The following is a 23028-nucleotide window of genomic DNA, read 5'->3' as shown; positions in this document are numbered from 1 at the left end:
GATCCGACCCCGGGGTCGGCTGGTGGGGTCAGAGCCCTTTTCTTCGGAAAGGGATCCGACCCCGGCCCTTCCCTGCGGCAATCAGCCGTAGACCGGGTACTTGCGGCACTGCGCGCTGACGGCATCGCGCACGCGGGCGATGACGGCTTCATCGGCCGGGGCGTCGAGCACGTCGGCGATCCAGTTGGCCAGGTCCACGCAGTCCTGTTCGACATACCCGCGGGTGGTGACCGCCGGGGTGCCCAGGCGCAGGCCCGAGGTCACGAACGGCGAACGCGGGTCGTTCGGCACCGAGTTCTTGTTGACGGTGATGTGGGCCTTGCCCAGCGCGGCTTCCGCGTCCTTGCCGGACACGTCCTTGCCGATCATGTCCACCAGCATCAGGTGGTTCTGGGTGCCGCCGGAAACGATCTTGTAGCCACGCGCGATGAGCGTGGTGGCCATCGCCTGGGCGTTCTTCACCACCTGCTGCTGGTAGGCCTTGAAGCCCGGCTCCAGCGCTTCCTTGAAGGCCACGGCCTTGCCGGCGATGACGTGCATCAGCGGACCGCCCTGGATGCCCGGGAACACGATCGACTGCAGCTTCTTGACCAGGTCTTCGTCAGCACCCTTGGCCACGATGATGCCGCCGCGCGGGCCGCGCAGGGTCTTGTGGGTGGTGGAGGTGACCACGTGCGCGTGTTCCAGCGGGCTGGGGTACACGCCGGCGGCGACCAGGCCGGCCACGTGGGCCATGTCCACGAACAGGTAGGCACCAACCTTGTCGGCGATGGCGCGGAAGCGCGCCCAGTCGATCACCTGCGAGTAGGCCGAGAAACCGGCCACGACCATCTTCGGCTTGTGCTCCAACGCCAGGCGCTCGACTTCGTCGTAGTCGATCAGGCCCTGGTCGTTCACGCCGTACTGCACGGCATTGAACAGCTTGCCCGAGGCATTGACCTTGGCACCGTGGGTCAGGTGGCCGCCGTGGGCCAGGCTCATGCCCAGGATGGTGTCACCCGGCTGCAGCAGGGCGAAGTACACGGCCTGGTTGGCCTGCGAACCGCTGTGCGGCTGCACGTTGGCGTAGTCGGCGCCGAACAGCTGCTTCAGGCGGTCGATCGCCAGCTGCTCGGCGATATCCACGTATTCGCAGCCACCGTAGTAGCGCTTGCCCGGGTAGCCTTCGGCGTACTTGTTGGTCAGCTGGCTGCCCTGGGCTTCCATCACCGCCGGGCTGGTGTAGTTCTCGCTGGCGATCAGCTCGACGTGGTCTTCCTGGCGCTGGGTTTCGGCGGCGATGGCCTTGGCCAGTTCGGGATCGTAGGTTTCGATGCGGACGTCACGCGGGAACATCGGTCACTCCAGGCAGTAGGGGGACAGCGGGCCCGTAATTGTAAGCGCGCCGGGGGGCGGCGGCGACCGCGGCCAACGGGGCTTGGCGCGGCGTACATGGCATGATGTGCTGGCCCTGCTGCGTGCCGACGGGCGCCGGGGGCTCCGCGCGGCCCGACCACCCAATTCAAGGAAGCGTGACCGGCTTCCTTGCTATTTCATGATTTTTTGTTAAGCAACCTAAAGCCTGCCGATCTGCGGCCGATACGCCCTGTCCAAACAGGGGAAATCACGCGTGATCCATTCGTACCAGGCTTCGCCGGCAATGACGCTGGCTGTTCGTCGCACCACTGCTTCCACCCGCCGCCGTGCAGCCGGCGCCTCGCTGCTGGCGCTGGCCGTGGGTCTGGCCATGAGCGGCCAGGCGGCCGCGCAGGCCACGGTCATCACCGAGCGCGATCCTTCGGTACTGGACGGCACCTGGTTCGCGCCGGGCGGCTGGACCAACGGCACCCCGCAGCTGACCGTTGAAAACTACGCGTACATCGACAGCCCGATCCCGGTCGTGGTGGATGTACCCAACGCTGTGTCGTGGCGGATCGACGTCGGCCACGCCGGCAGCGGCGAACTGCTGATCCACGATGGCGGCATCCTGGAGAGCACGGCCATCTTCATCGCCACCCAGGCCGGCTCCACCGGCAAGGTGACCGTGACCGGTGCCGGATCGAAGTGGATCGGCAACAACAGCATTGGCGTGGGCCACTTCGGCAACGGCACGCTGGACGTGCTGGCCGGTGGTGAAGTGGACAATGCGCAGGGCACCTGGGTGGCCTCTGAACTGGGCAGCACCGGCGTACTAACCGTGGCCGATGCCGGTTCGCGCTTCGCGACCGATCTGATCCACGTGGGCGCACAGGGCGCGGGCACGGTGAACGTGCGCGCCGGCGGCAGCTTCGAGACCGGCGTGGCGCGCCTGGGCAGCTACGCCGCCGTGGCCCACGGCGAAGCACTGGTAACCGGTAGCGGTTCCAGCTGGTTGAACAACAGCGACCTGTTGATCGGCTTCACCGGCACCGGCCGCATGGTGGTTGAAGACGGCGCGACGCTGACCGTGCTGGGCAGCACCCAGCTGGCCCAGCAGCGCCACACCCCCGGCGTTTCCGATGCCGTGCTGGAACTGCGCGGCGCCGGCACGCACGCCAGCACCGGCTACATTGCCGTGGGCCAGAACGGCGTGGCCGAACTGAACGTGCTGGACGGCGCGCAGCTGACCGCCGGCGATGTGGGCGTGGGCGAAAACACGCTGGGCGACGGCACCTTCCGCCTGGCCGACGCAGGCAGTTCGGCCAGCATCGGCCGCCTGACCATTGGCAACTTCGGCACCGGCGCGGTGCAGGTGAGCGACGGTGCGGTACTGAACGTTGCCGGCGTGCTGGGCCTGGGCGGCGCCAGCGGCAGCAGCGGTTCGCTCACCGTTGGCCCGCAGGGCACGCTGAACCTTGCCGGCGGGCAGATCTACCGTGGCGGCGGCAGCGCCAGCGTGCTCATCGACGACGGCACCCTGCACTTCACCAACACCGCCTTCACCAGCAACGTGGACATGCAGTTGAACGGCATTGCCACGCTGGACACCGACCAGGTCGATGCACTGTTCAGCGGCACCCTGACCGGTGCCGGCACGCTGCGCAAGATCGGCAGCGGCACCCTGACCAGCTACGCCGACAACCGCTACAACGGCGGCACCCTGGTGGAACAGGGCACGCTGGTGCTGGCCGGCAACGGCGCGATCCGCGGTTCGGTGGACGTGGCCTCGGGCGCGACGCTGAAGCTGCAGCGCAACGGCCATACCGTGTTCGCCAATGTGCTGTCCGGCGCCGGCGATGTGGTCAAGCTGGACGCGGGCCTGCTGACCCTGCTGGGCGACAGCAGTGGCTTTACCGGCACCACCCGCGTGCAGGCCGGTGCCATGGAAGTGCGCGGCAGCATCGGTGGCCTGGTCGACATGGCCGCCGGCACCGAACTGACCGGTACCGGTGAACTGGGCAACGTGATCATCCGCAGCAATGCCAGCCTGGCCCCGGGCGTGACCGGCGCCTCGGGCAGCTACGACCTGCTGTCGATGACCGGCAACCTGCTGATGGAAAACGGCTCGCGCTACCTGCTGGATGTGGGCGCCGACGGCGGCAGTGACCGCGTACTGGTCGGTGGCACCGCCACCCTGCAGGGCGGCAACACGCTGGCCCTGGCCAGCAATGGCGAGTGGTCGCCGCGCACCCGCTACACGATCCTGAGCGCCGCACAGGGCGTGCAGGGCACGTTCTCGGGTGTCTCCACCACCCTCGCCTTCCTGAGCCCGACCCTGGACTACGACGCCAGCAACGTCTACCTGACCCTGGCCCGCAACGACATCGCGATGCCGGACATCGAACTGGCCTTCCCGGACGTTGTGGTGAATGACAACCAGAAGGCCGTGGCCGGCGCGGTGGAAGCGCTGGGCGATGGCAACGCGGTCTACGACGCGGTGGTGCGCCTGGACGTGGCCGACGTGGTGCCGGCGTTCGACAGCCTGTCCGGCGAGATCCATGCGGCCAACCGTGGCGCCCTGCTGCAGAACCGCTTCCTGCACGATGGCATTGACCGCCATCTGGATGGTGCGGCGATGGCCGGGCAGATCGCCCCGGGCGTGCGTGCGTGGGTGGCCGGCAGCAGCAGCCAGCGGCGCACCGATGCCAGCGCACAGAACGCCGGGCTGCGCAGCTCGCAGCACGGGCTGATGGCCGGTGCCGGCTGGATGTCCGGCGATGCACTGGAACTGGGCGTGGCCGCAGGCCAGCAGCAGCTGGTCAGCCGCCTGGCCCAGCGCGATGCACGCGCCGAGACCGACAGCACCGAGTACGGCGTGTACGGCCAGTACCGCTGGCAGGGCCTGAGCCTGCGTGCTGGCGTCAGCCGCGCCGACTACCGCACCGACAGCACCCGCACCGCGCAGGTGGGCAGCACGCTGTCCGAAGGCCTGGCCGCGCGCGAAGACGCCACCGGCACCACCGCCTTCCTGCGTGCTGGCTGGACCTTCGGTGGGCCGCGCCTGCAGCTGACCCCGGAACTGGAGCTGGCACAGGTGCGCCTGCGCAGCGACGGCAGCCAGGAACACGGCGGCCACAGCGCGCTGCAGCTGGATGGTGAAACCGCCCGCTACCGCACCGGCCTGGCTGCGCTGCGCGCGGACTGGGACATCAGCGGTGGCCAGCGTGACCGTGCGGCACTGACCGCACGCGTGGGCTGGCAGGTGGCCGGCGGTGATCGCCTGCCGCAGGTCGCGGCGCGCTTCGTGGAAGGTACGCAGGACTTCGGCATTGCCGCCGCACCGCTGGCCCGCCGCAGTGCGCTGGCCCAGCTGGGCGTGGCGGTCAGCCCGACCGACAACAGCCGCCTGTCGCTGCAGATGCAGGGGCAGCGCGGTGATGGCCAGCGCGATGTCGGCGCACAGCTGGATCTGTCGGTGGCGTTCTAAGTACTGAAAGGGGTCGGAGCCTTTTCCGCTGGAAAAGGGTCCGACCCCGTGATGGTGGGGTCTGAGCCCTTCCTTGCGGAAGGGATCCGACCCCTGGCTGGTGGGGTCGGACTCCTTCCCGCAGGGAAGGGCTCCGACCCCGTTGCTGCATCAGCGGTTGTTGATGATGTAGTCGGCGATGATGCCGGTGGCCACGGCCACCAGCAGCATGTTGCCGCGGTCGTCGCGGATCCAGTGGTGGCCGTACGGCGGGCGACGCAGGTGGTAACGCGGGTAATCGTTCACCACGTAGATCGGGCCACGGTAGTAATCGCGGTAGCGGTGCCCACGCTGCCAACCGTAGCCCGGGCCCGGGCCATAGCCGGGGCGGTAGACCACGCGCGGCGGCGGCGCCGGGTGGTAATAGCGGCGGTCGTGGTCGCGGTTCCAGTCGCGGCGGGCATCGCGGCGATCACGTTCGTAGTCGCGACGGGCCTCGCGGACGTCGCGGCGGTACTCGCGACGGTCGTCGCGGCGGTCTTCGCGCCACTCGCGGCTGTCACGGTGGTCGTTGTCGGCAAACGCCGGGGCGACCGCGCCAAGGGCCAGAACAGAGGCCACGGCTCCGGCCATGATTCGGTTGATGCGCATGAGAAACCTCTGCTCGGGTGGGTGGTGAGGCCAATCTTGCGCATTGCGTCTGAACCGATATTGGCTGGAAACGGTTCCGATTCGCAGGATGTGACGCAGTATTCAGGCAGCGGCCAGCCCCGGGGGCCAAGGGCGGCGCGGGGAACAGGCGGTTCCGGCTATAATTGGCGGTATTCCATTTCAGTCTGTGCCCGCTGTCGTCCGGGATCTTCCCGCTGACGGACGGGTGCAGGGCCGCGCCCCTACGGAGACCTCATGTCCTCGCAATACATCTACACCATGAACCGCGTGTCCAAGGTGGTCCCGCCCAAGCGGCAGATCATCAAGGACATCTCGCTGTCCTTCTTCCCGGGCGCGAAGATCGGCCTGCTGGGCCTGAACGGCGCCGGCAAGTCCACCGTGCTGAAGATCATGGCCGGCGTGGACACCGATTTCGAGGGCGAAGCCCGCCCGCAGCCGGGCATCAAGGTCGGCTACCTGGCGCAGGAACCGGAACTGGACCCGACCAAGACCGTGCGTGAAGCGGTGGAGGAAGGCGTGGGCGAAGTGCTGCAGGCCCAGGCCGCGCTGGAAGCGGTGTACGCCGCCTACGCCGAGGAAGGCGCCGACTTCGACGCATTGGCCAAGGAACAGGAGCGCCTGGAGGCGATCCTGGCCGCCGGCGACGCGCACACCCTGGAAAACCAGCTGGACGTGGCCGCCGATGCGCTGCGCCTGCCGCCGTGGGATGCCATCGTGGGCAAGCTGTCCGGTGGTGAAAAGCGCCGCGTGGCGCTGTGCCGCCTGCTGCTGCAGAAGCCGGACATGCTGCTGCTCGACGAACCGACCAACCACCTGGACGCCGAGTCGGTGGAATGGCTGGAACAGTTCCTGGCGCGCTACACCGGCACCGTGGTGGCCGTCACCCATGATCGCTACTTCCTGGACAACGCCGCCGAGTGGATCCTGGAACTGGACCGCGGCCGCGGCATTCCGTGGAAGGGCAACTACACCGACTGGCTGACCCAGAAGGATGAGCGCCTGAAGCAGGAAGACAACCAGGAAAAGGCTCGCCAGAAGGCGATCCAGAAGGAACTGGAGTGGTCGCGCCAGAATGCCAAGGGCGGCCGCACCAAGGGCAAGGCCCGTCTGGCCCGCCTGGAAGAGCTGCAGTCGGTCGATTACCAGAAGCGCAACGAGACCAATGAAATCTTCATCCCGCCGGGCGAGCGCCTGGGCAATGCGGTGATGGAGTTCAAGAACGTCTCCAAGAAGTTCGGCGACCGCCTGCTGTTCGACGACCTGAGCTTCCTGGTGCCGGCCGGCGCCATCGTCGGCATCATCGGCCCCAACGGTGCCGGTAAGTCGACCCTGTTCAAGATGATCACCGGCCAGGAAAAGCCGGATTCGGGCGAGATCGTGGTCGGCCCGACCGTGAAGCTGTCCTACGTGGACCAGAGCCGCGACGCGCTGGAAGGCAACCACAACGTCTTCCAGGAAATCGCTGGCGGCCTGGACATCCTCAACATCAACGGCATCGAGATCCAGTCGCGCGCCTACATCGGCCGCTTCAACTTCAAGGGCCAGGACCAGCAGAAGATGGTCGGTTCGCTGTCCGGTGGTGAGCGTGGCCGCCTGCACATGGCCAAGACCCTGCTGCAGGGTGGCAACGTGCTGCTGCTCGACGAACCGTCCAACGACCTGGACATCGAAACCCTGCGTGCGCTGGAAGATGCGCTGCTGGAATTCCCGGGCAACACCTTCGTCATTTCGCATGACCGCTGGTTCCTGGATCGCATCGCCACGCACATCCTGGCGTTCGAAGGCGATTCGCACGTGGAGTTCTTCCAGGGCAACTACCGCGAGTATGAAGAAGACAAGCGCCGCCGCATGGGCGACGACGCCGCGCCCAAGCGCCTGCGCTTCAAGGCGCTGAAGTAAGGCAACCGGAAAGGCCGCGCTCGCGCGGCCTTTCTGCATTCTGGTAGGTCACCACCGTTGGTGGTGACACCCAATTGTTGTGAGAACCCCCATGTCCCTGTTCGAACGCCTGTTCCAGCTGCAGCAGCACGGCACCACCGTGCGCACCGAGCTGCTGGCCGGTGTCACCACCTTCCTGACGATGTCCTACATCGTCTTCGTCAACCCGGAAATCCTGGGAACCACGGGCATGGATGCCGGCGCGGTGTTCGTTGCCACCTGCCTGGCGGCGGCGCTGGGTTCGGCAGTGATGGCGCTGGCCGCCAACTTCCCGGTGGGCATGGCGCCGGGCATGGGCCTGAACGCGTTCTTTGCCTTCACCGTGGTCGGTGCCGCCGGCCTGCCGTGGCAGCAGGCGCTGGCAGCGGTGTTCATTTCCGGGCTGGTGTTCCTGGTGTTGTCGCTGACCGGCGTGCGCGCTTGGCTGGTGGCCGGCATTCCGTCGTCGCTGCGCTCGGCCATCGTGGCCGGCATCGGTCTGTTCCTGGCGATCATCGCGCTGCAGAAATCGGGCGTGATCATTGCCAACGAAGACACCCTGGTGGCACTGGGCCCGCTGAACACCGCGCCGCCGTTGCTGGCCCTGGGCGGCTTCCTGTTGATTGCGATCCTGGAAGCACGCCGCGTGCGCGGTGCGATCCTGATCGGCATCCTGGCGGTGACCGCCGTGGCGTGGGCGCTGGGCGATGTGCAGTTCAAGGGGCTGGTGTCTTTGCCGCCCAGCCTGGCCCCCACCTTCCTGCAGCTGGATCTTCCCGGCCTGCTGCACCATGACGGCGGCGCCCCGATCGCGGTGCTGCTGCAGGTGGTGCTGGTGTTCGTGCTGGTGGAAGTGTTCGATGCCACCGGCACGCTGTACGGCGTGGTCGGGCGTGCGGGCCTGCTGAAGCTGCCGGGCGCGCAGAAGCGCTTCGGCCGCGCGTTGCTGGCCGACAGCACGGCAATCGTGGCGGGCTCGCTGCTGGGCACCAGCAGCACCACCGCCTTCGCCGAAAGCGCCTCAGGCGTGCAGGTGGGCGGCCGCACCGGCCTGACCGCGCTGGTGGTGTCGGCGCTGTTCCTGGCCGCGCTGCTGTTCTCGCCGTTGGCGGCGATGGTACCCGGCTATGCCACCGCACCCGCCCTGCTGTTCGTGGCCGGGCTGATGCTGCGCGAGCTGGTGGAAGTGGACTGGAGCGATCTGACCGAATCGGTGCCGGCGGCGTTGTGTGCGCTGGCCATGCCGTTTACCTACTCCATCGCCAATGGCCTGGCCTTTGGTTTCATTGCCTATGCCGCGCTGAAGGCCGGTACCGGGCGCTGGCGCGAGGTGCACCCGGCGGTGTGGCTGGTGGCGGTGCTGTTCGTGCTGCGCTACGCGTTGGAATGACCGTTGAATGGGGTCAGAGCCCGTTGCTGCGCAGCGGGATCCGACCCCGTCGGCTGTAGTTGGGGTCAGAGCCCGTTGCTGCGCAACGGGATCCGACCCCGTCGGTTGCGGCTGGGGTCAGATCCCTTTGCAGCGCAAAGGGCTCTGACCCCGCGTTTGAACCACTACCAACGCGGCTGCATGCGGCCGTCGGCGGCGAAGCGCCAGCGCCCTTCCATCCAGCCGCGGCCGAACAGGGTAAGCATCTGCGTGTAATAGGCAGGCTCGGCGCTGCGTTGCTGTTCCGCCGTTGGCAGGCTGGCCATCAACGCCTGCACCTGCTGCGTTTCGCCCTGCGCCTGCAGATACGGCAGCAGCGCGGCACGGAATCCGTAGTTGCCTGCGCCCTGCCCTTGCCCACTGCGGGTATCCACCTTTTCCCACATTGCGCCGCCGCTGCGCAGGCGCTGCAGCGGGCCAGACAGCGCCTGCAGCTGCGGCCGGAACAGCGGGTCGCGCGCCGCGGTCATGCCTGCCCAGGTGTAACAGCGGATGGCATCGTAGCCGCCCACCGCGCCCTTCACCGGGTCCACCACGAACGCGCCCTTGCGCCAGGCCGCCCAATCCGGCGCAAAGCCGTGCGGGCTGGTCTGCTGCAGCAAGGCCACCGTGTTGCGGGCGAGCGCCTGCCACGGGCCCTGCGTGTCCACGGCGGCGAAGCGCCGCAGCAGCGGCAACGGCAGATAGCTGGGATTGACCCGCGTGGCATCGTCTTCGATGAACCCCTGCGGGCCCGGCAGCAGCATCGGCCCCAGCCCGTCCAGTTCGACGATTTCGCGCGCACGCACCTGCGCCAGCATGCCGGCGCCGATCACCTGCAACGCCGGACGCCGCCACAGCCGCGCCCCTTCCAGCAGCGCGTAGGCCAGCCACAGATCGGAATCGGACGCGGGGTTGTCGTCCAGCACGCGCCAGCCGCCCTTGCCATCGCGCCCCCACAGCCAGGCCGGCAGGCGCGCGCCCATGTCACCGCCGGCCAGGTTGTCCTGGGTCCAGCCCAGCACCCGGTCGAACAAGGCCTGGTCGTTGTCCACCAGGGCAAAGAACAGTGCATAGGACTGCCCTTCGGACGTGGTGCGCTGGTCGTCCTGGCTGCGGTCGATCATGCGCCCGTCGCGGCTCAGGCTGCTGGCCTGCAGCACCTGCCAGGCCGGCCAGCGCGGCGCGGTCTGTGCCTGCGCGCCCACGTGGGCGAGCAGCGGCAGGGTCGCGGCCACCTGCAGCAGGCGGCGGCGCTGCGGATCAGCGGAATTCGCCATAGGGCACCAGCGGGGACACCGGCAACGGCAGGTTGCCCTGCCACGGCTCCAGCGTATAGCGCAGATAGAGCTGGAAGGTGTTCGGCGAGAAATCGCGGCTGCGCTGCAGCGTACCGGCCGCGCCCAGTACGAAGTGGTCGCCCAGGCGCCGTTCCACCGCCGCGTACAGGCGCGAGCCGGTACCGCTGCTGCGACCACTGCTGGTGTACAGGCCATCCGGGTCGAGCGTGAGCGGGCCGTACTGCGGCTCCAGCTGGGCGATCACCCGCTCGATCAGGGCCTGGTCGGGATAGCGGCTGATGGACGCGGTGCGCGCACTGGACACGCTGAAGGACGCATCTACGCGCAGCGACCAGTTGTCGCTGCGCCAGGCGAAGCTGGCGGGCAGGCTGAGCGAGGCGTAGCGCTGCGGGCTGTAGTAACCGCCCTGCCCCAGCGAATAACCGCCCAGGTCTTTCTGGTAACGCCAATACATGGCCGTGGTGCCCACGTCCAGGCGCATGTCCGGCCGCTGGATCAGCTTGTGGTACCACCCGGCCATCGCCCGCGCGCGGGTGTTGTCTTCCACGTTGCGGCCGGTCAGGCGGTGCCAGCTCCAGTTCGACCAGATGCCGTTGCGGCCACCTTCGTCGTAGCCCAGGCTGAAGGTCACGCCATTGGCGGTGACCCCGCCCCAGGCAATGCCACTGCGCGGATCCACCGCGCCGGCCTGGGACAGCAGTGAATTGGTCATCGGCCGGCGCGACACCGTGGCGCCCCAGCCCAGCCGGCCCAGGTCACCGTTCAAGGTGACTCCACCCAACCAGTTGCCCACCACGTAGTTGGACGGGGTGTGGCCCAGGTCGATGTTCCAGCGGTCGTCCAGCGTGCGCCAGCCCACCGCGAAACCGGCACCGGAATTGCGCCGCTGGTGCACGTAGCGGCTGCAACTTGGCGCGCGCAGCGCCGTGCCATCGGCCTGCAGCAGATCCAGATCGCAACTGCCGAAATCTTCGTCGAAGGTGCCATCGTCGCCAGTCTGGAACCGGCCCGCATCGAAGTGCACCTGCTCGATGCGCGCCCAACCCAGGCCACCGGCAAACGGTGCATCCAGATGGGCGATGCGGGTGTCACGCGAGAGCCGTGACAGGCCCGGCGTGCCGTCGCTGCGGCGGCCGGAATCCTGCATCACTGTCAGCGTCGGGTTCTGCTGCTGGTACAGCGTGTCCACATCGCTGCGCAGGCTGCTGCGCAGCCAATCATCGCCCTCGGTCTGGCGGCTGGCCAGGGTGAGCGCGCGGTTGTCGCGCGGCGCGGCCTGCGCCGGGGCCAGCAGGCCGTTGTCGGCCATCGCCTGGGCGTACATGTCCAGCGCCTGCTCGGGATCATCGGCGCGCACCAGCCGCGCCGCATCGCGCCAGGACTGCGCATCGGCTTCGGTCTTGCGCGCCAGCAGCCCGCGCAGGATCTGCAGCGCGCGCGCATTTTCATGCAGGTCGGTCCAGATGCCGGCCAACTGCCGCTGCTGGCCCAGTGCATCGTCGGCCACCTGCGGCGGCGCGTCGTGCATCTGCTGGCGCGCACGCGGCAGATCGCCCTGCGCGATCCACGCCTGCACCTGGCCCAACTGGGCATCCACGTTGTCCGGTTGCGCGGCCAGCACCTGCTGGTAGTAATGCAGTGCCTGTGCCGCATCGCCGCGCAGGCGCGCCCATTCGGCCAGCAGCAGGTCGTTGTCGGCGCTGGGGGGTTGCTGCTGCAGCAATGCGATGGCTTCCGGCTCGCGGCCCTGCGCGCGCAGCTCCCACAGGTGTTCCACCAGTTGCTGCCGCTGCAGGCGCTGCGACAGCGCATGCATGTCATCGTCCCAGCGCTCGCGCGGCACGCTGTCCAGCACCGCCAGCGCCTGCGGCAGGCGGTCGCTGCCGGACAGGTACAAGGCCTGCGCATAGCGCGCTTCGCTGCTGTCATTGCGCGCGGCCATGTCGGCCACCACCGCATCGGCGTCGTCGTCGCGACCGGCGCTGCGCAGTTCATTGCCCAATGCATAGGCCAGCCACGCATCGCCGGGCAGTTCCTGGCGCAACTGCTGGCCCAGGCTTATTGCAGTGACGGCATCGCCGGCGGCCAGCGCCTGTTCGCGGCGCTCGCGCAGCCGGCTGATCTGCAGTTGCCGCAGATCTTCGGCATACAGCTTCTGCTGCGCGGCCGGCAGCGAATGAATGAAGCTTTCCAGCCGCTGCGGATCGGTGCGCCCGTACAACTGCACCAGCTTGCGGATCACATTGGCATCGCGCGGGGCGCGGCGCTGCGCGGCCAGCAGCAGGCGTTCGGCGCCGGCGTCGTCGCCACGGGCCACGGCCACGTCCACCAGCCCCAGCTGTGCATTGATCTCACCGGGTTGCTGGCGGCGCGCACGCTCGTACAGCGCCTGCGCCTGGTCCACGTTGCCACTGGCCAGTGCCGCTTCGGCCTGGTCCAGCAGCAGCCAGTAACGCGTACTGGCCAGCAGGTCGGTCCACTTGTCGGTGCTGTCACCGGCCGGCGTGGCCTGCACCGCACGCTGGAAATAGCTGATAGCCTGTTCGCGGCGCCCCTGCCGCATTACCGCCATGCCCAGGCCGCCCAGGAAATCGGCTTCGCGCGGATAGCCACGCAAGGCCTGCAGGAAGGCCCGCTCGGCCTCGGCATTGCGCTCGCGATCCAGCAACTGCTGGCCGCGCAGGCCGGCACGCCAGGCCGGGTCGCTCACCCGCTTGTGCTGGTCGGCATAGCGCTCGCGCACCAGCGCGATGTCATTGAAATTCGGATTGCGGGTGATGAAGGCCTGCAGCCGGCGTACGTTGGCATCATCGGCCGGCTGGTCCTGCAGGAAGTCCCATTCGGCATCGGCGGCCAGCGTGCGCGCTTCGGGGTTGCGCCCCATGCGCTCGAGCGCGGCCAGCGCTTCGGCATCGCGGCCGGCGGCGAACAACAGCTGCGACAACGTCTGCAGCAGCGCGGTGTTGCCGGGGTAACTGCGATCCAGCGCGCTCAGCTCGCGGATCGCCAGCGCGCGGCCATCGGCCTGCGCGCCACGCAGGCGCCAGTACTCCAGGCCCAACTGCAGCCCGGGCGGATCGTCATTGAACAGGCGGCGATAGATCACCAGTGCTTCGTCGCTGCGGCCACCGGCGGCGAACAACCGCGCCTGCTGCAGGTCCTGCTGCAGATCGCCGCGGTAGGCCCGCCACAGGCGCTCGCCGGCGACCAGTTCGCGGCTGCCCGCCCCCAGCTGGCGCAGGCGCTGCAGGGTGGCATCGGCGTCGGCCATCTTCTGCTGCGACAGCTGCACTTCCAGGATCGCCAACAGCGTGCTGCGGTCATCCGGGGCCAGCATGCGCAGCCGCGCCAGTGCATCTTCGATCAGGCCCTGGCGGCCGCTGGCTTCGCCGATGCGCACCTGTTCCAACAGCCATTGCCGCTGCTCGGCCACCGTGCCGCCCGGCGTGGCCGGCAGCGCCTGCGCCTGGCACGCGCCAACCCCGGCCAGGCCCAGCAGGACCAGGCCGGAGGCGGCGACCAGCGGATGCCGCGCCCGTGCCATCAGTGGTCCGGGCCCAACCGCTTGGCAGCCACCCAGCGCAGCGTGCGCCACAGCAGGAAGGCGACCATCAGCACCACCACCGTGGCCAGCACCGCCAGCAACGCCGGGTGGTCGGCCAGGTGGTACCAGAGCAGCAACCACCACGGCAGCGAGCCGACGTAGTAGTGCTCGCCCACGAACTGGCTGTGGATGCCGGAGGTGCGCAGGATCGCCACCGAACCGGCGATGGCCTGGCGCTTGCCGGTGTCACTGAGCGCCTCGTCCAGCAGGCCGTAGTCGGCCGCGCCACTGGCCGCCAGCGAGACGATGCTGCGCTGCGCGTGGTGGGGCGACTGCAGGCCGACGATGGCGGCGAACGGTGCATCGGCGGTCACCGCCACTTCGGTCACCGCCGGGTCGCCCTGGCGGCTGCCACGGCGGGCCTGTTCCATCGCCTGCTGCGGCGACGGCGACTGGCCGTTCAACAGGCGCGTGCGCTGGGCGTCGATCAGCAGCGAAAGCTGGTCGCTGCCGCGCAGCTCATCGGGCAGTGCGCCCAGCATCAACAGGTCCGCATCCAACGTGCTGGCCTGCTTCCAATCGTTGGACAGGCGCAGCCCGTAGGCGGGGTAACCGGTCTGCACGCCCAGCCCGCCCACCAGGTTCAGCAGCAGGGTCGCCTGCGCTTCGCTGGTCTGCGCCGGCACCAGCACCACCGTTTCAGACAGATCGGCCATGCGGGTGAACGGGAAACCGCTGAGTGCGAACGCGGACAGGTCCGGCAGGCCCATGTAGTGGTGGAAGCCGGAGAAATCGATGGTCGAATCTTCTTCAATCGCCGCCTGCAGGTTCGGCGGCAGCACGGTCTGGCAATGGTCACGCTGGGCGCTGCCCATCACGCTGGCGAAGTTGAAATCGAAGCGCAGCTGGTTGCGGTCGCCCAGCTTCAACGACGGAATCAGCAGACGCCCCGCGTCGGCACCGGCGTCACCGGCCAGTACCGGCAGGCGGATTTCTTCCAGGCCCTGCTTGCCGTTGCGGCGCACCAGCGGGAAGCTGGAAATGAACTGATCGTTGATGGCCACGCCCAACCGCGATTCGTCGCTGCCGAACGGCGGCGTGTAGCGGTAGCGCAGGTTCAGCGGAATGCCCTGGTTGCGCCAGATGAACAGATCCGGCGGCAGGTTGAGGTTGACCGTGATCGGCTGCGGAGCCACGCCGTTGGCATGCAGCTGCTGCGGGTAATCCAGCAGTTCACCCAGGCGCACGGCACGGTCGGTGCGCACCCAGTTGGGCGCGTCGTACGGCTTGCGCGGGGCCAGTGGCTTGATCTGGTCGATCGCCACCCGCTTGCCGCGGAACAGCACGTTGCCCGCCGCCATCGCCGCCACGGCCTTCTGCAGATCCTCGTCGTTGCGGCCCAGCACCAGCAGCAGCTTGCGCTGCGGATCGTCCGGCAGCGCCATCAGTTCCACCACCGGCCCCTGCACCGGCGCGTGGTTGGCGATCACCGGCGGGAACTTGCCGTTCACTGCCAGCACCACGGCATGGCCCTTGTCCGGCAGCGCACCGAAGCTGACCGGGAAGCGCGCCTGCCGCCACCAGCCGGCCAGGCTGCCGAAGTAGGACGCCATGATGGCGCCGGCACGCTGCTGCGCCAGGGTCGGCGCGGTGCCGTAGACCACCGGCAGTTCCAGCCGCGCGGTGTCGCGCGGGTCGAAGAACGGCAGCGGGAAGTTGGCCAGGTCGTCCTGCATGGCCAGCGGCTGGCCGCCCAGGCGCAGCGTGCTGTTGCTCGATACATTCACCCACAGCGAGCTGTGCGTGGGCTCTTCGCAGATATCGGTGTAGTGGCCGACGAACTCCAGCCGCACCTGGTTGAAATCGGCGATCAGCCGCGCGTCCAGCGGCAGCTTGGCCTGCACCGGGCGCCCCAGCTGGTCGTTGCTGATCGGCACCACGCCCATCATCGCGTCATTCAGATACACCCGCAGGTGCGACAGCGTCGGCAGCAGCGACGGCGACGGGGTGAAGCTCAGGTCCAGCTCGGCTTCGCGTGCCAGGCGATCGCGGCGCACCTGGAATTCCAGTGTGGTGGTGTTGCGCACGCCCGACAGCAGCACATCCTGGCGGCGGCCCAGCTCGGCAAACGTGCTTTCGCGCTGCCACGGCCAGGCGCTGCCCGCCCAGGTTTCGGCCTGCGCCGGTTCCGGCCGCGGCGCGGGCACCACGGCGGCATTCACCGGAGTGGGCACGGCCACCTGCGCCGGTGCGGTGTCAGGCGTGGACCCGGTGGTCGCGGGCAGGCGGGCCGGCGCGGGGGCACTGTTGCCCGAAGCAACCGGCAGGGCCAGCAGCGGCAGCAGCAGCCAGCGCAGAGGAGAGGAAATGCTCATGGACGAAGCCCTGGGTCAGCGGCTGGGTCAGCCGGGTGGGAGGGAAGCGGACGTTGCGGAGCGAAGCTGGCCATCCAGCGCAGCAGGCGCCGGCTCCAGTGGACGGGCCGGTCGAGGTCGAACGGGGCGAAATCGCCCATCCGCCGGTAACCGCGCCAGCCCAGCACCAGCACGCTCCACAGGCTGCGCGGCAGGCTCTTGGGCTGGTAGCCGGCATGCCAGTCAAGCCAGGCATCGGCACGGGCGAAGGTGCATTGGGCGAATTCCACGCGCTGGCGTTCGCTGTCGAACTGCAGCAGCAGGCCCAGGCGGTGGCCCATGGTGCGCTGCACGCGTGCGGGGAACGCAAACTCGCGGCGGCCACGGCCCAGCAGCACGTGTACCCGCGCGCCTTCGGCCAGGCCGGGGTCGTTGCCCAGCTCCACGCCCACGCCGTCGTTGGAATAGTCCTGCAGCACGCCGCGCAGGCGGCGCCCATCGGGTACCTGTAGGGCCATCGGCAGGTGCGTGGTGACGCGGTGGGTGCGCCGCACCTGCTGCACTTCGGCGGCCACCGCCAGCGCACCGCCGATGATCAGCAGGTTGTACAGCACCCACAGCGAACTGACGATCACCGTGCCGCGCTCATCGGCCGGGCCGTGCATGAAGCGCCAGACCGCGAAGCACAGGCCGGCCACGTTCAGCAGCGCCAGCACCAGGTACGGCCGTGCCACGCGCCAGTCGAAGCGGTCACCATCCTGGGTGCCGCCCTTGTCGGTCACGTTGAACTTGCCGCGGCCGGGGCTGAACAAGGCCACCGTGGTGGGCCGCGCGATGTACCAGGCCAGCACGGTCTCGTACACCTCGCCCCAGAACGGGCGGCGGTATTTGCCCTGGATGCGCGCGTTGGTCAGGCTGGCATGGGCCATGTGCGGCACCACGAACAGCAGGATGGCCAGTGCCGGCGCATAGATGATGTAGACGTGCAGCAGCAGGAACGCCAGCGGCGCGGTCAGGAACACCAGGCGCGGAATGCCGGCCAGGAAGTGCAGCATGGCGTTGGCATAGCAGAACCGCTGGAACAGGCTCAGGCCCTTGCCGATCAGCGGATTGTCGATGCGGAAGATCTGCACCATGCCGCGTGCCCAGCGGATGCGCTGGTTCACGTGCGCGCCCAGGCTGTCGGTGGCCAGGCCCGCCGCCTGCGGAATGCGCAGGTAGGCCGAGTTCCAGCCATTGCGGTGCAGCCGCAGCGCGGTGTGCGCATCTTCGGTGACGGTTTCGGTGGCGAAGCCGCCAATGGCATCGATCGCCTCGCGGCGGATGACCGCGCACGAGCCGCAGAAGAAGGCGGCGTTCCACAGGTCGTTGCCGTCCTGCACCAGGCCGTAGAACAGCTCGCCTTCGTTGGGATCGCTGCGGAACACCTGCAGGTTGCGTTCGAACGGGTCGGCCGAGAAGAAGTGGTGCGGGGTCTGCACCAGCGCCAGTTTCGGGTCGCGACCGAACCAGCCGCAGGTGACCTGCAGGAACGAACGCACCGGCAGGTGGTCGCAGTCGAAGATGGCCACCAGCTCACCGTCGATCAGGGTCAGCGCATGGTTCAGGTTGCCGGCCTTGGCGTGGCGATTGTCGGTGCGGGTGATGTAGTTCACCCCGGTCTGTTCGGCAAATGCGCGGAATTCCTCGCGCTTGCCGTCGTCCAGGATATGGATGCGCAGCTTGTCGGCCGGCCAGTCCAGGCCCATGGCGGCGTAGACCGTATGCCGCACCAGCGACAGGTCTTCGTTGTAGGTGGGAATGAGCACATCGACGGTGGGCCACTGCCGCACGTCGGCCGGCAGCGGCGCCGGGCGCCGTCGCAGGGGCCAGGCCACCTGCACGTAGCCCAGCATCAGCACCAGCCAGGAATAGGTTTCGGCGGCCAGCAGGATCAGGCCACAGACCAGGTCGAAGGTGCTGTTCCAGTTCAACGTGGCGGTGTAGCGCCACCACAGGTAACGGCAGGACACGGTGATCGACAGCACCACCAGCACCAGGGTGGCGTAGCGCCCCTGCATGCGCCGCACCAGCAAGGCGATGGCCCACAGCAGCAGCACGAACACGAACTGCGCCAGGTAGCTGAAGGGCTGGGTGACGCACAGCAGCGCCAGGCCCAGGGTGGCAACACCGATGGCGGCCGTCGCCCAGCGCCGCGCGCGCGGCGACAGGGCGCGCACGCGCTCGCCGGCCCAGGCCATGAACCGGCTGTTCCACACATCCTTGGGGGCATCGCGCATGGTGCGCAGGTAGCGCACATGGCCGCGACCGGCCGCGCCGCGCAGTTCGGCGATGCGCTGCTGGCGTGCGCGCGCCAGCCGCTGCCGGCGCAGCGATCGGCGCGGCACCAGGCGCACCACCGACAGCCACAGCGCCTGCACCAGCAGACGGATCGGATCGCCCGGGCGCCAGCGGCGGTCACCCTGCAGCTGCGGGAACGCGGCACGCAGCCGCGGTGCCAGGCCCTGCCAGGCGGGTCCTTCCAGGCGCAGCAGCGCCCAGCCCAGGGCCTGCAGCAGCCACAGCACCGCGCGGGTCGGCCAGGCCGCATGCACGCGGTGGCGCAGCCGCCCCCAGTCCAGGTAATAGACCCGCTGGCTCATCATCGCCGGCCAGCCTCCGCCCGTTGCAGGCGCGCCGCTTCCGCCAGGCACCACAGGGCCAGCCCCTGCACATCGGCGGCGGCCAGCGAATCGGCTGCGTGCTGGCCCAACGGCTGCTTGCTGGCCAGCGCCGCCGGCACCTGCGCATCCTCGTGCAGCGGCTGCGGCAGCAGGCCGGCGCCATAGCTGTGCAGCCACAGCTGCATCAGGTCGCGCTGCACCTGCACGGCCGGGTCGTAGCGGTTCACCAGCAGGCGCCGGTCATCCTCGCGCTGGCGGTGCAGCTGCACGTGGCTGGCCGGGTCCACGCAGGCCAGCCGCAACGGCAGGCGGCACCCACCGTGGGAATTGATGGCCGCCACATGCGCGGGCAGGCGCTGCGGCAGATCAAACAGCACGCAGTCGAACTGTGCCGACAGTGTGGGCAGGCGCTCGGCCCAGGTCTGCGGCGCTGCCGCCAACGCGTGCTCCAGCTGCAGGGCTTCGCTGGCATCGACCTGGCCATAGGGCAGCACGGCCAGCCCGGGCGCGCAGGCAAATGCCGCCGCGCGCCAGTCGGCGCCGTCCAGCTGGGCGCGGGCCCAGCCGACGCGCTCGCCGGCGGCCAGGCCCAGGTGCAGGCCCAGCATCTGGTCCGGGCTCATTTCCACCAGCAGTACACGCTGGCCCTGCGCATGCAGGGCCTGGCCCAGTGCCGCCAGCACCGTGGTCACCCCGGTGCCGCCGCGCACGCCCTGCAGTGACAGGGTCAACGTCATGGCAGGCGCTCCAGCTCGGCCAGCAGCGGCCAGCGCGCCAGTGCCTGGGCGCGTTCGTTGTTCGCGGAAAAATCCACGTACCGCATGTCCGGCATCGCCAGGCTGCGGCGCAGCAGGTCGATGTCGTCCTCTTCCACCGACAGGGTGGCAGGCACCGCCAGGATGTCGGCCATCAGCGCTTGTCCTCCGGGTAGGGGCTCCAGGTCTGGCTGCCCTGCAGCTGCAGCCACGGCTTGCCGTCGTAATCGATGACCTTGGCGCCTTCGTTTTCCGAAACCGACGGGGTCTGCGGCAGGCCCTGCAGCAGGCTGTTCCAATCCCGATCGGCCGGCGGCGACTGCGCATTCAACGCGTACACGCGCGACACCAGTTCGGAAATGGCGAGGAAGCTGCTGGGTTCGGGCACGTGGCGCGGACCACCGGCGGCCGGCGCGCCCATGCCGACCAGCTTCACCCCCACCGGCACATGGGTGATGGACGGGCTGGGAATCTCGCGCATGCCCGGAATCTGCATGCGATCGCCGTGCAGGGCTGCGCCGTGCTCGGGCACGACCACGATCATCGCGCGGCGCCCGCTCTTTTCCACCGCATCGACGAAACCGGCCATGTCGCCCAGCACCATGTTCGCGCGCGCCTTGTAATCGGCGGCGGCGGCACGGCCATCGGCGCCGACGATGCGGTTGCCGTCGTGCAGCGAGATGGTGTTGTAGAACAGGGCCACCTGCGGGCTGGATTCGGCCTGGCGCTGTTTCAGCCAGCCCATCAGCACGTCGCCGTCGCGGCGCAGCGGCGACTTGTCGAACGCCACCAGCGCGCGCGGGAAGCCGCTGATATCCATCGGCTTGGCCTGCAGGCCACCGTAGCGCGACAGTTCACCGATGAAATCATCGAAGTGGCCGTCGTGGTTCATCGCCAGTTCGCTCTGGAAGCCCAGCCGCTGCAGGTTGGAGAACAACTGGCATTCGGCCGGCACCGGGTCGAACAGCGCGGTATGCGAGGTCTGGCCGCAGCTGGCGCGCAGCAGGCGGATCGCCGCCGGGCCGCTGTAGGCGGTGGCCGAATTGAAATCGTCGAACACCACGTCCATGTGGTCCAGCAGGTTGTTCTGGCGCAGGCCAACTTCATCCAGATCGCTCCAGGCCAGCGAGCAGATGTTGAGGATGATGACGTCGAACGGTGCACCGCTGGCCGGCGCCGGGAACGTGGTCTTCAGCGTGGCCTGCTGCTGGTAGAAGCTGGCCAGCCAGGCGTTGAGCGTATCGTTGCTGGCCGGTGCCAGCGCGCGCGTGGCTGCGCCGCCGGTGCCGGTGGCCGCCACGGCCTGCCCCTGCCCCCAACCCCAGCCCGCCGGCAATGGCAGGGCCAGCACGGCCATGCCGAGCATGCCCAGCACGCTCAGCGTGGTCACCCGCAGCCATGGTTTCAGCAGCACGTAGCCCACCACCAGCAGCGACAGCACCGCCACCATCTGCCAGTTGATGAAACGCTGCGCCAGTTCCAGCCAGTAGTCAGCGGAAAAATCGAGCACGCCCGGCTGCGCCAGCAGGCGCTGGAACGGCGGCCACCAGGTGTCCTGGTAATACAGGGCCACGCCCACCGGCACCGCCACCACCGTGCGCGCGATGCGCGCCCAGCGCCAGCGCAGCGGCACCAGCAGCGCGGCCAGGAACAGCAGGTTGGGCAGCAGCTTCAGGTTGAGTGCGCCCATCCAAGCCAGCGCCACCTTGGACAGGAAATACAGGTTCCAACCGCGCAGGTCGGCCCAGGCGAAGGGCGAAGCGGGCAACGGCTGTGGGCTCATGCAGGCCTCCGCGGTGCACGCTGGCGCACGCCCACACGGCGCAGCTGGCGCGGCGGCAGCAGGCGCTGCACGCCGCGGCGTGCCATGCGCCAGAGCGCGCCCAGCATGGCGCCAAAGGGAATCATCAGTACCGCGCAGGCAACGATCAACGTCCACAGCTGCTGGTCGGTGGTCATGCATCCTCTCCCAGCCGCAGTGGCTTCGGTTCAGCAAACGTCGCCACCTGCACCGGCGCCGCCTCGGGCGTGGTGTCAGGGGGCGGCAACGGTTCGGTCTCGGGGTCGCTGCCGGTGGCATTCATCGAGGCCAGGTCGTACTCGGCCAGGCGCTGGTAGCCGTCGAACAGTTCGCGCCACGGCAGTCGGAACAGATTGGACAGCGCCTGCTCGATGGCATCGCGGCGACAGCCGAACAGGAACAGGCGCACCTGGCCGCGGTACACGCAGACCACGTCGCCCTGGCGACGGATGCGCAGCTGCTGCAGGGTCTGTTCGGCGCGCAGGCCGGCCACCGGCTGCAGCGCCAGCACCGCACTTTCCACGGCGCTGCCATCCAGATCGATGCGCTCGCCGGCAATCTGGCGGAAGCGGGCAACGCTGACCAGGCCACTGATCGGCGGCGGCCGGTGCGAGCGGATCAGCGGTTCCGGGTCATCGGCCAGTTGCCCCTGCCAGCGCTGGCGCTGCACGGCATCGAGCAGGGTCAGCAGGCGCGGCAGCGGCGTGTGCGCCGGCACCACCAGGCTGCCGCCACACTGCAGCAGCAGGCGTTCGTCGGCATAGCGCAGGCAGGGCTGCAGCTCGCGCACCACCAGCTTCAGCGCATCGCCGCGCTCGCGGCGCAGGCGGTGCAGCAGACGCGCCAGTGCATCCACCTGCGCGTTTTCATTGATGGCCAGCACCACGGTGGCTTCGTTGGCGCGCAGCGCGGCCGGCATCAACCCCGCCCAGCCGTCGTACAGCTTCCACGCCGACGACAACGGCGGTGCGCCTTCCAGCACATCGGCCTGGGCCAGGAACAGATCACAGTCGCTGCCGCCATCGCCGGCCACGCTGAGCGCGTCGGTCTGGTCATCGGCGATCCGCTGCAACTGGTTGCCCACCGCTTCCACCGCGAATGCCCGCTGGGCCACCACGCCATGGCTGTTGGCCCAGTAGTGCAGCAGCAGCTGCAGTGCGCCCCGGTGCGGGTGCAACTGGGCCACGCCCGCGCAGCTGCGGTTCAACGGCAGCAGGCGCGGCGCCAGGGTGGCCACTTCGCCGTGGCACAACAGCAGCAGCACCTGGCCGGCGCGCTGCGCCCACTGCTGCAGTTGCTGGCACCAGCGCGCCAGGCGCGCATCGTCCCAGCCATCCAGCGCCGCCACCGGGAACTGCACGATGCTGAGCGCGGTAGCCGCCGACGAGGCGCGCGGCAGATCGCCTGGCAGGCTGCGCAGGGCCTGCTGCATGCCCGGATGTGAGCGTTGGAACAGGCGCACGCGTGTCGGCCCCTGATCGGGCTGCAACAAGGCCAGCAGGGGTTCGACGGTGCGCCCCAGAGTCACCAGCAGCGCCTCGTCCAGGTCGGTCGCGGCCGCCAGCGTGCCCGCCCCGAGCAGATCGGCCGGCGCACTGCCGGCGGCCACGGCCCAGTACACGCCGCCCGGGCGCATCTCCACGAACTCGGCCGCGACGTCCGCAACGGCGAGCCGCGGCGGCGTCATGCCGGCATCCTTTCGACAACGATCTGTAGGTTCATGGGCGAACAGGCAGGAAAGAACTGCAGCGGAAACGGTGCAATTGATGACGCACGTCACAATTGCGTGGCAAGGACGGCATGATACCG

General features: G+C 68.9%; 14 protein-coding genes. 3 read left to right on the top strand and 11 right to left on the bottom strand.

The genetic code is table 11. The features are described from left to right. Positions 1-81 precede the first annotated feature (81 nt). The gene (gene glyA / locus C1931_RS03200; protein WP_108748496.1) at positions 82-1335 is read right to left on the bottom strand and encodes a serine hydroxymethyltransferase; all 1254 of its coding nucleotides are present in this window, start codon (positions 1333-1335) and stop codon (positions 82-84) included. 304 nt (positions 1336-1639) lie between these two features. Between glyA and C1931_RS03195 the strand changes: the two genes are divergently transcribed. Next, positions 1640-4825: an autotransporter domain-containing protein gene (locus C1931_RS03195; RefSeq protein ID WP_108755391.1), complete on the top strand. Its 3186-nt coding sequence runs from the start codon at positions 1640-1642 to the stop codon at positions 4823-4825. A gap of 150 nt (positions 4826-4975) precedes the next feature. Here the strand turns inward: C1931_RS03195 and C1931_RS03190 are convergent, their stop codons facing one another. After that, positions 4976-5455 carry an RcnB family protein gene (locus C1931_RS03190; RefSeq protein ID WP_108755390.1) on the bottom strand — a complete coding sequence of 160 codons (480 nt, stop codon included), beginning with the start codon at positions 5453-5455 and terminating at the stop codon, positions 4976-4978. Between the two features lie 255 nt (positions 5456-5710). On the opposite strand from C1931_RS03190, the gene ettA reads away from it, so the two are divergent. Both ettA and C1931_RS03180 read left to right on the top strand, forming a co-directional pair. Beyond that, positions 5711-7375, top strand: coding sequence for an energy-dependent translational throttle protein EttA (gene ettA / locus C1931_RS03185; RefSeq protein ID WP_108748493.1), 1665 nt, complete (start codon positions 5711-5713; stop codon positions 7373-7375). A gap of 91 nt (positions 7376-7466) precedes the next feature. Next, on the top strand, positions 7467-8783 hold the full coding sequence (locus C1931_RS03180) for an NCS2 family permease (RefSeq protein ID WP_108755389.1): 1317 nt from the start codon (positions 7467-7469) through the stop codon (positions 8781-8783). Positions 8784-8947: 164 nt separating this feature from the next. Here C1931_RS03180 and bcsZ read toward each other — a convergent pair whose 3' ends face one another. From bcsZ to C1931_RS03135, 9 genes are read right to left on the bottom strand one after another with little or no spacing between them, the layout of a single operon-like run. Continuing rightward, positions 8948-10081, bottom strand: coding sequence for a cellulose synthase complex periplasmic endoglucanase BcsZ (gene bcsZ, locus C1931_RS03175; protein WP_108755388.1), 1134 nt, complete (start codon positions 10079-10081; stop codon positions 8948-8950). Further along, positions 10065-13646 carry a cellulose synthase complex outer membrane protein BcsC gene (gene bcsC, locus C1931_RS03170; RefSeq protein ID WP_108755387.1) on the bottom strand — a complete coding sequence of 1194 codons (3582 nt, stop codon included), beginning with the start codon at positions 13644-13646 and terminating at the stop codon, positions 10065-10067. Before bcsC ends, bcsZ begins: the two co-directional genes overlap by 17 nt. After that, positions 13646-16021 (bottom strand): cellulose biosynthesis cyclic di-GMP-binding regulatory protein BcsB, encoded by a 2376-nt coding sequence (gene bcsB / locus C1931_RS03165; protein WP_108755386.1) that lies wholly within the window; start codon positions 16019-16021, stop codon positions 13646-13648. The genes bcsC and bcsB overlap by 1 nt, the downstream gene beginning before the upstream one ends. Further along, entirely contained in the window at positions 16018-18642 is a 2625-nt protein-coding gene (bcsA, locus tag C1931_RS03160; RefSeq protein WP_108752144.1) for a UDP-forming cellulose synthase catalytic subunit, read from the bottom strand. The genes bcsB and bcsA overlap by 4 nt, the downstream gene beginning before the upstream one ends. Then, a complete protein-coding gene (gene bcsQ, locus C1931_RS03155; RefSeq protein ID WP_108755385.1) occupies positions 18642-19400 on the bottom strand; it encodes a cellulose biosynthesis protein BcsQ in 759 nt (252 codons plus the stop codon). The genes bcsA and bcsQ overlap by 1 nt, the downstream gene beginning before the upstream one ends. Further along, positions 19397-19573 carry a cellulose biosynthesis protein BcsR gene (gene bcsR, locus C1931_RS03150; protein ID WP_108748486.1) on the bottom strand — a complete coding sequence of 59 codons (177 nt, stop codon included), beginning with the start codon at positions 19571-19573 and terminating at the stop codon, positions 19397-19399. The genes bcsQ and bcsR overlap by 4 nt, the downstream gene beginning before the upstream one ends. Beyond that, entirely contained in the window at positions 19573-21201 is a 1629-nt protein-coding gene (gene bcsG, locus C1931_RS03145; RefSeq protein ID WP_108755384.1) for a cellulose biosynthesis protein BcsG, read from the bottom strand. The genes bcsR and bcsG overlap by 1 nt, the downstream gene beginning before the upstream one ends. After that, positions 21198-21377 (bottom strand): cellulose biosynthesis protein BcsF, encoded by a 180-nt coding sequence (bcsF, locus tag C1931_RS03140; protein WP_108755383.1) that lies wholly within the window; start codon positions 21375-21377, stop codon positions 21198-21200. The genes bcsG and bcsF overlap by 4 nt, the downstream gene beginning before the upstream one ends. Further along, positions 21374-22906: a BcsE family c-di-GMP-binding protein gene (locus tag C1931_RS03135; protein ID WP_108755382.1), complete on the bottom strand. Its 1533-nt coding sequence runs from the start codon at positions 22904-22906 to the stop codon at positions 21374-21376. The genes bcsF and C1931_RS03135 overlap by 4 nt, the downstream gene beginning before the upstream one ends. Positions 22907-23028 lie beyond the last annotated feature (122 nt).

The organism is Stenotrophomonas sp. YAU14A_MKIMI4_1 (assembly GCF_003086855.1).
Taxonomy (GTDB): Bacteria; Pseudomonadota; Gammaproteobacteria; order Xanthomonadales; family Xanthomonadaceae; genus Stenotrophomonas.
The sequence above is the reverse complement of the archived record's forward strand: the minus strand, read 5'-3'. Positions and strand labels throughout refer to the sequence as shown.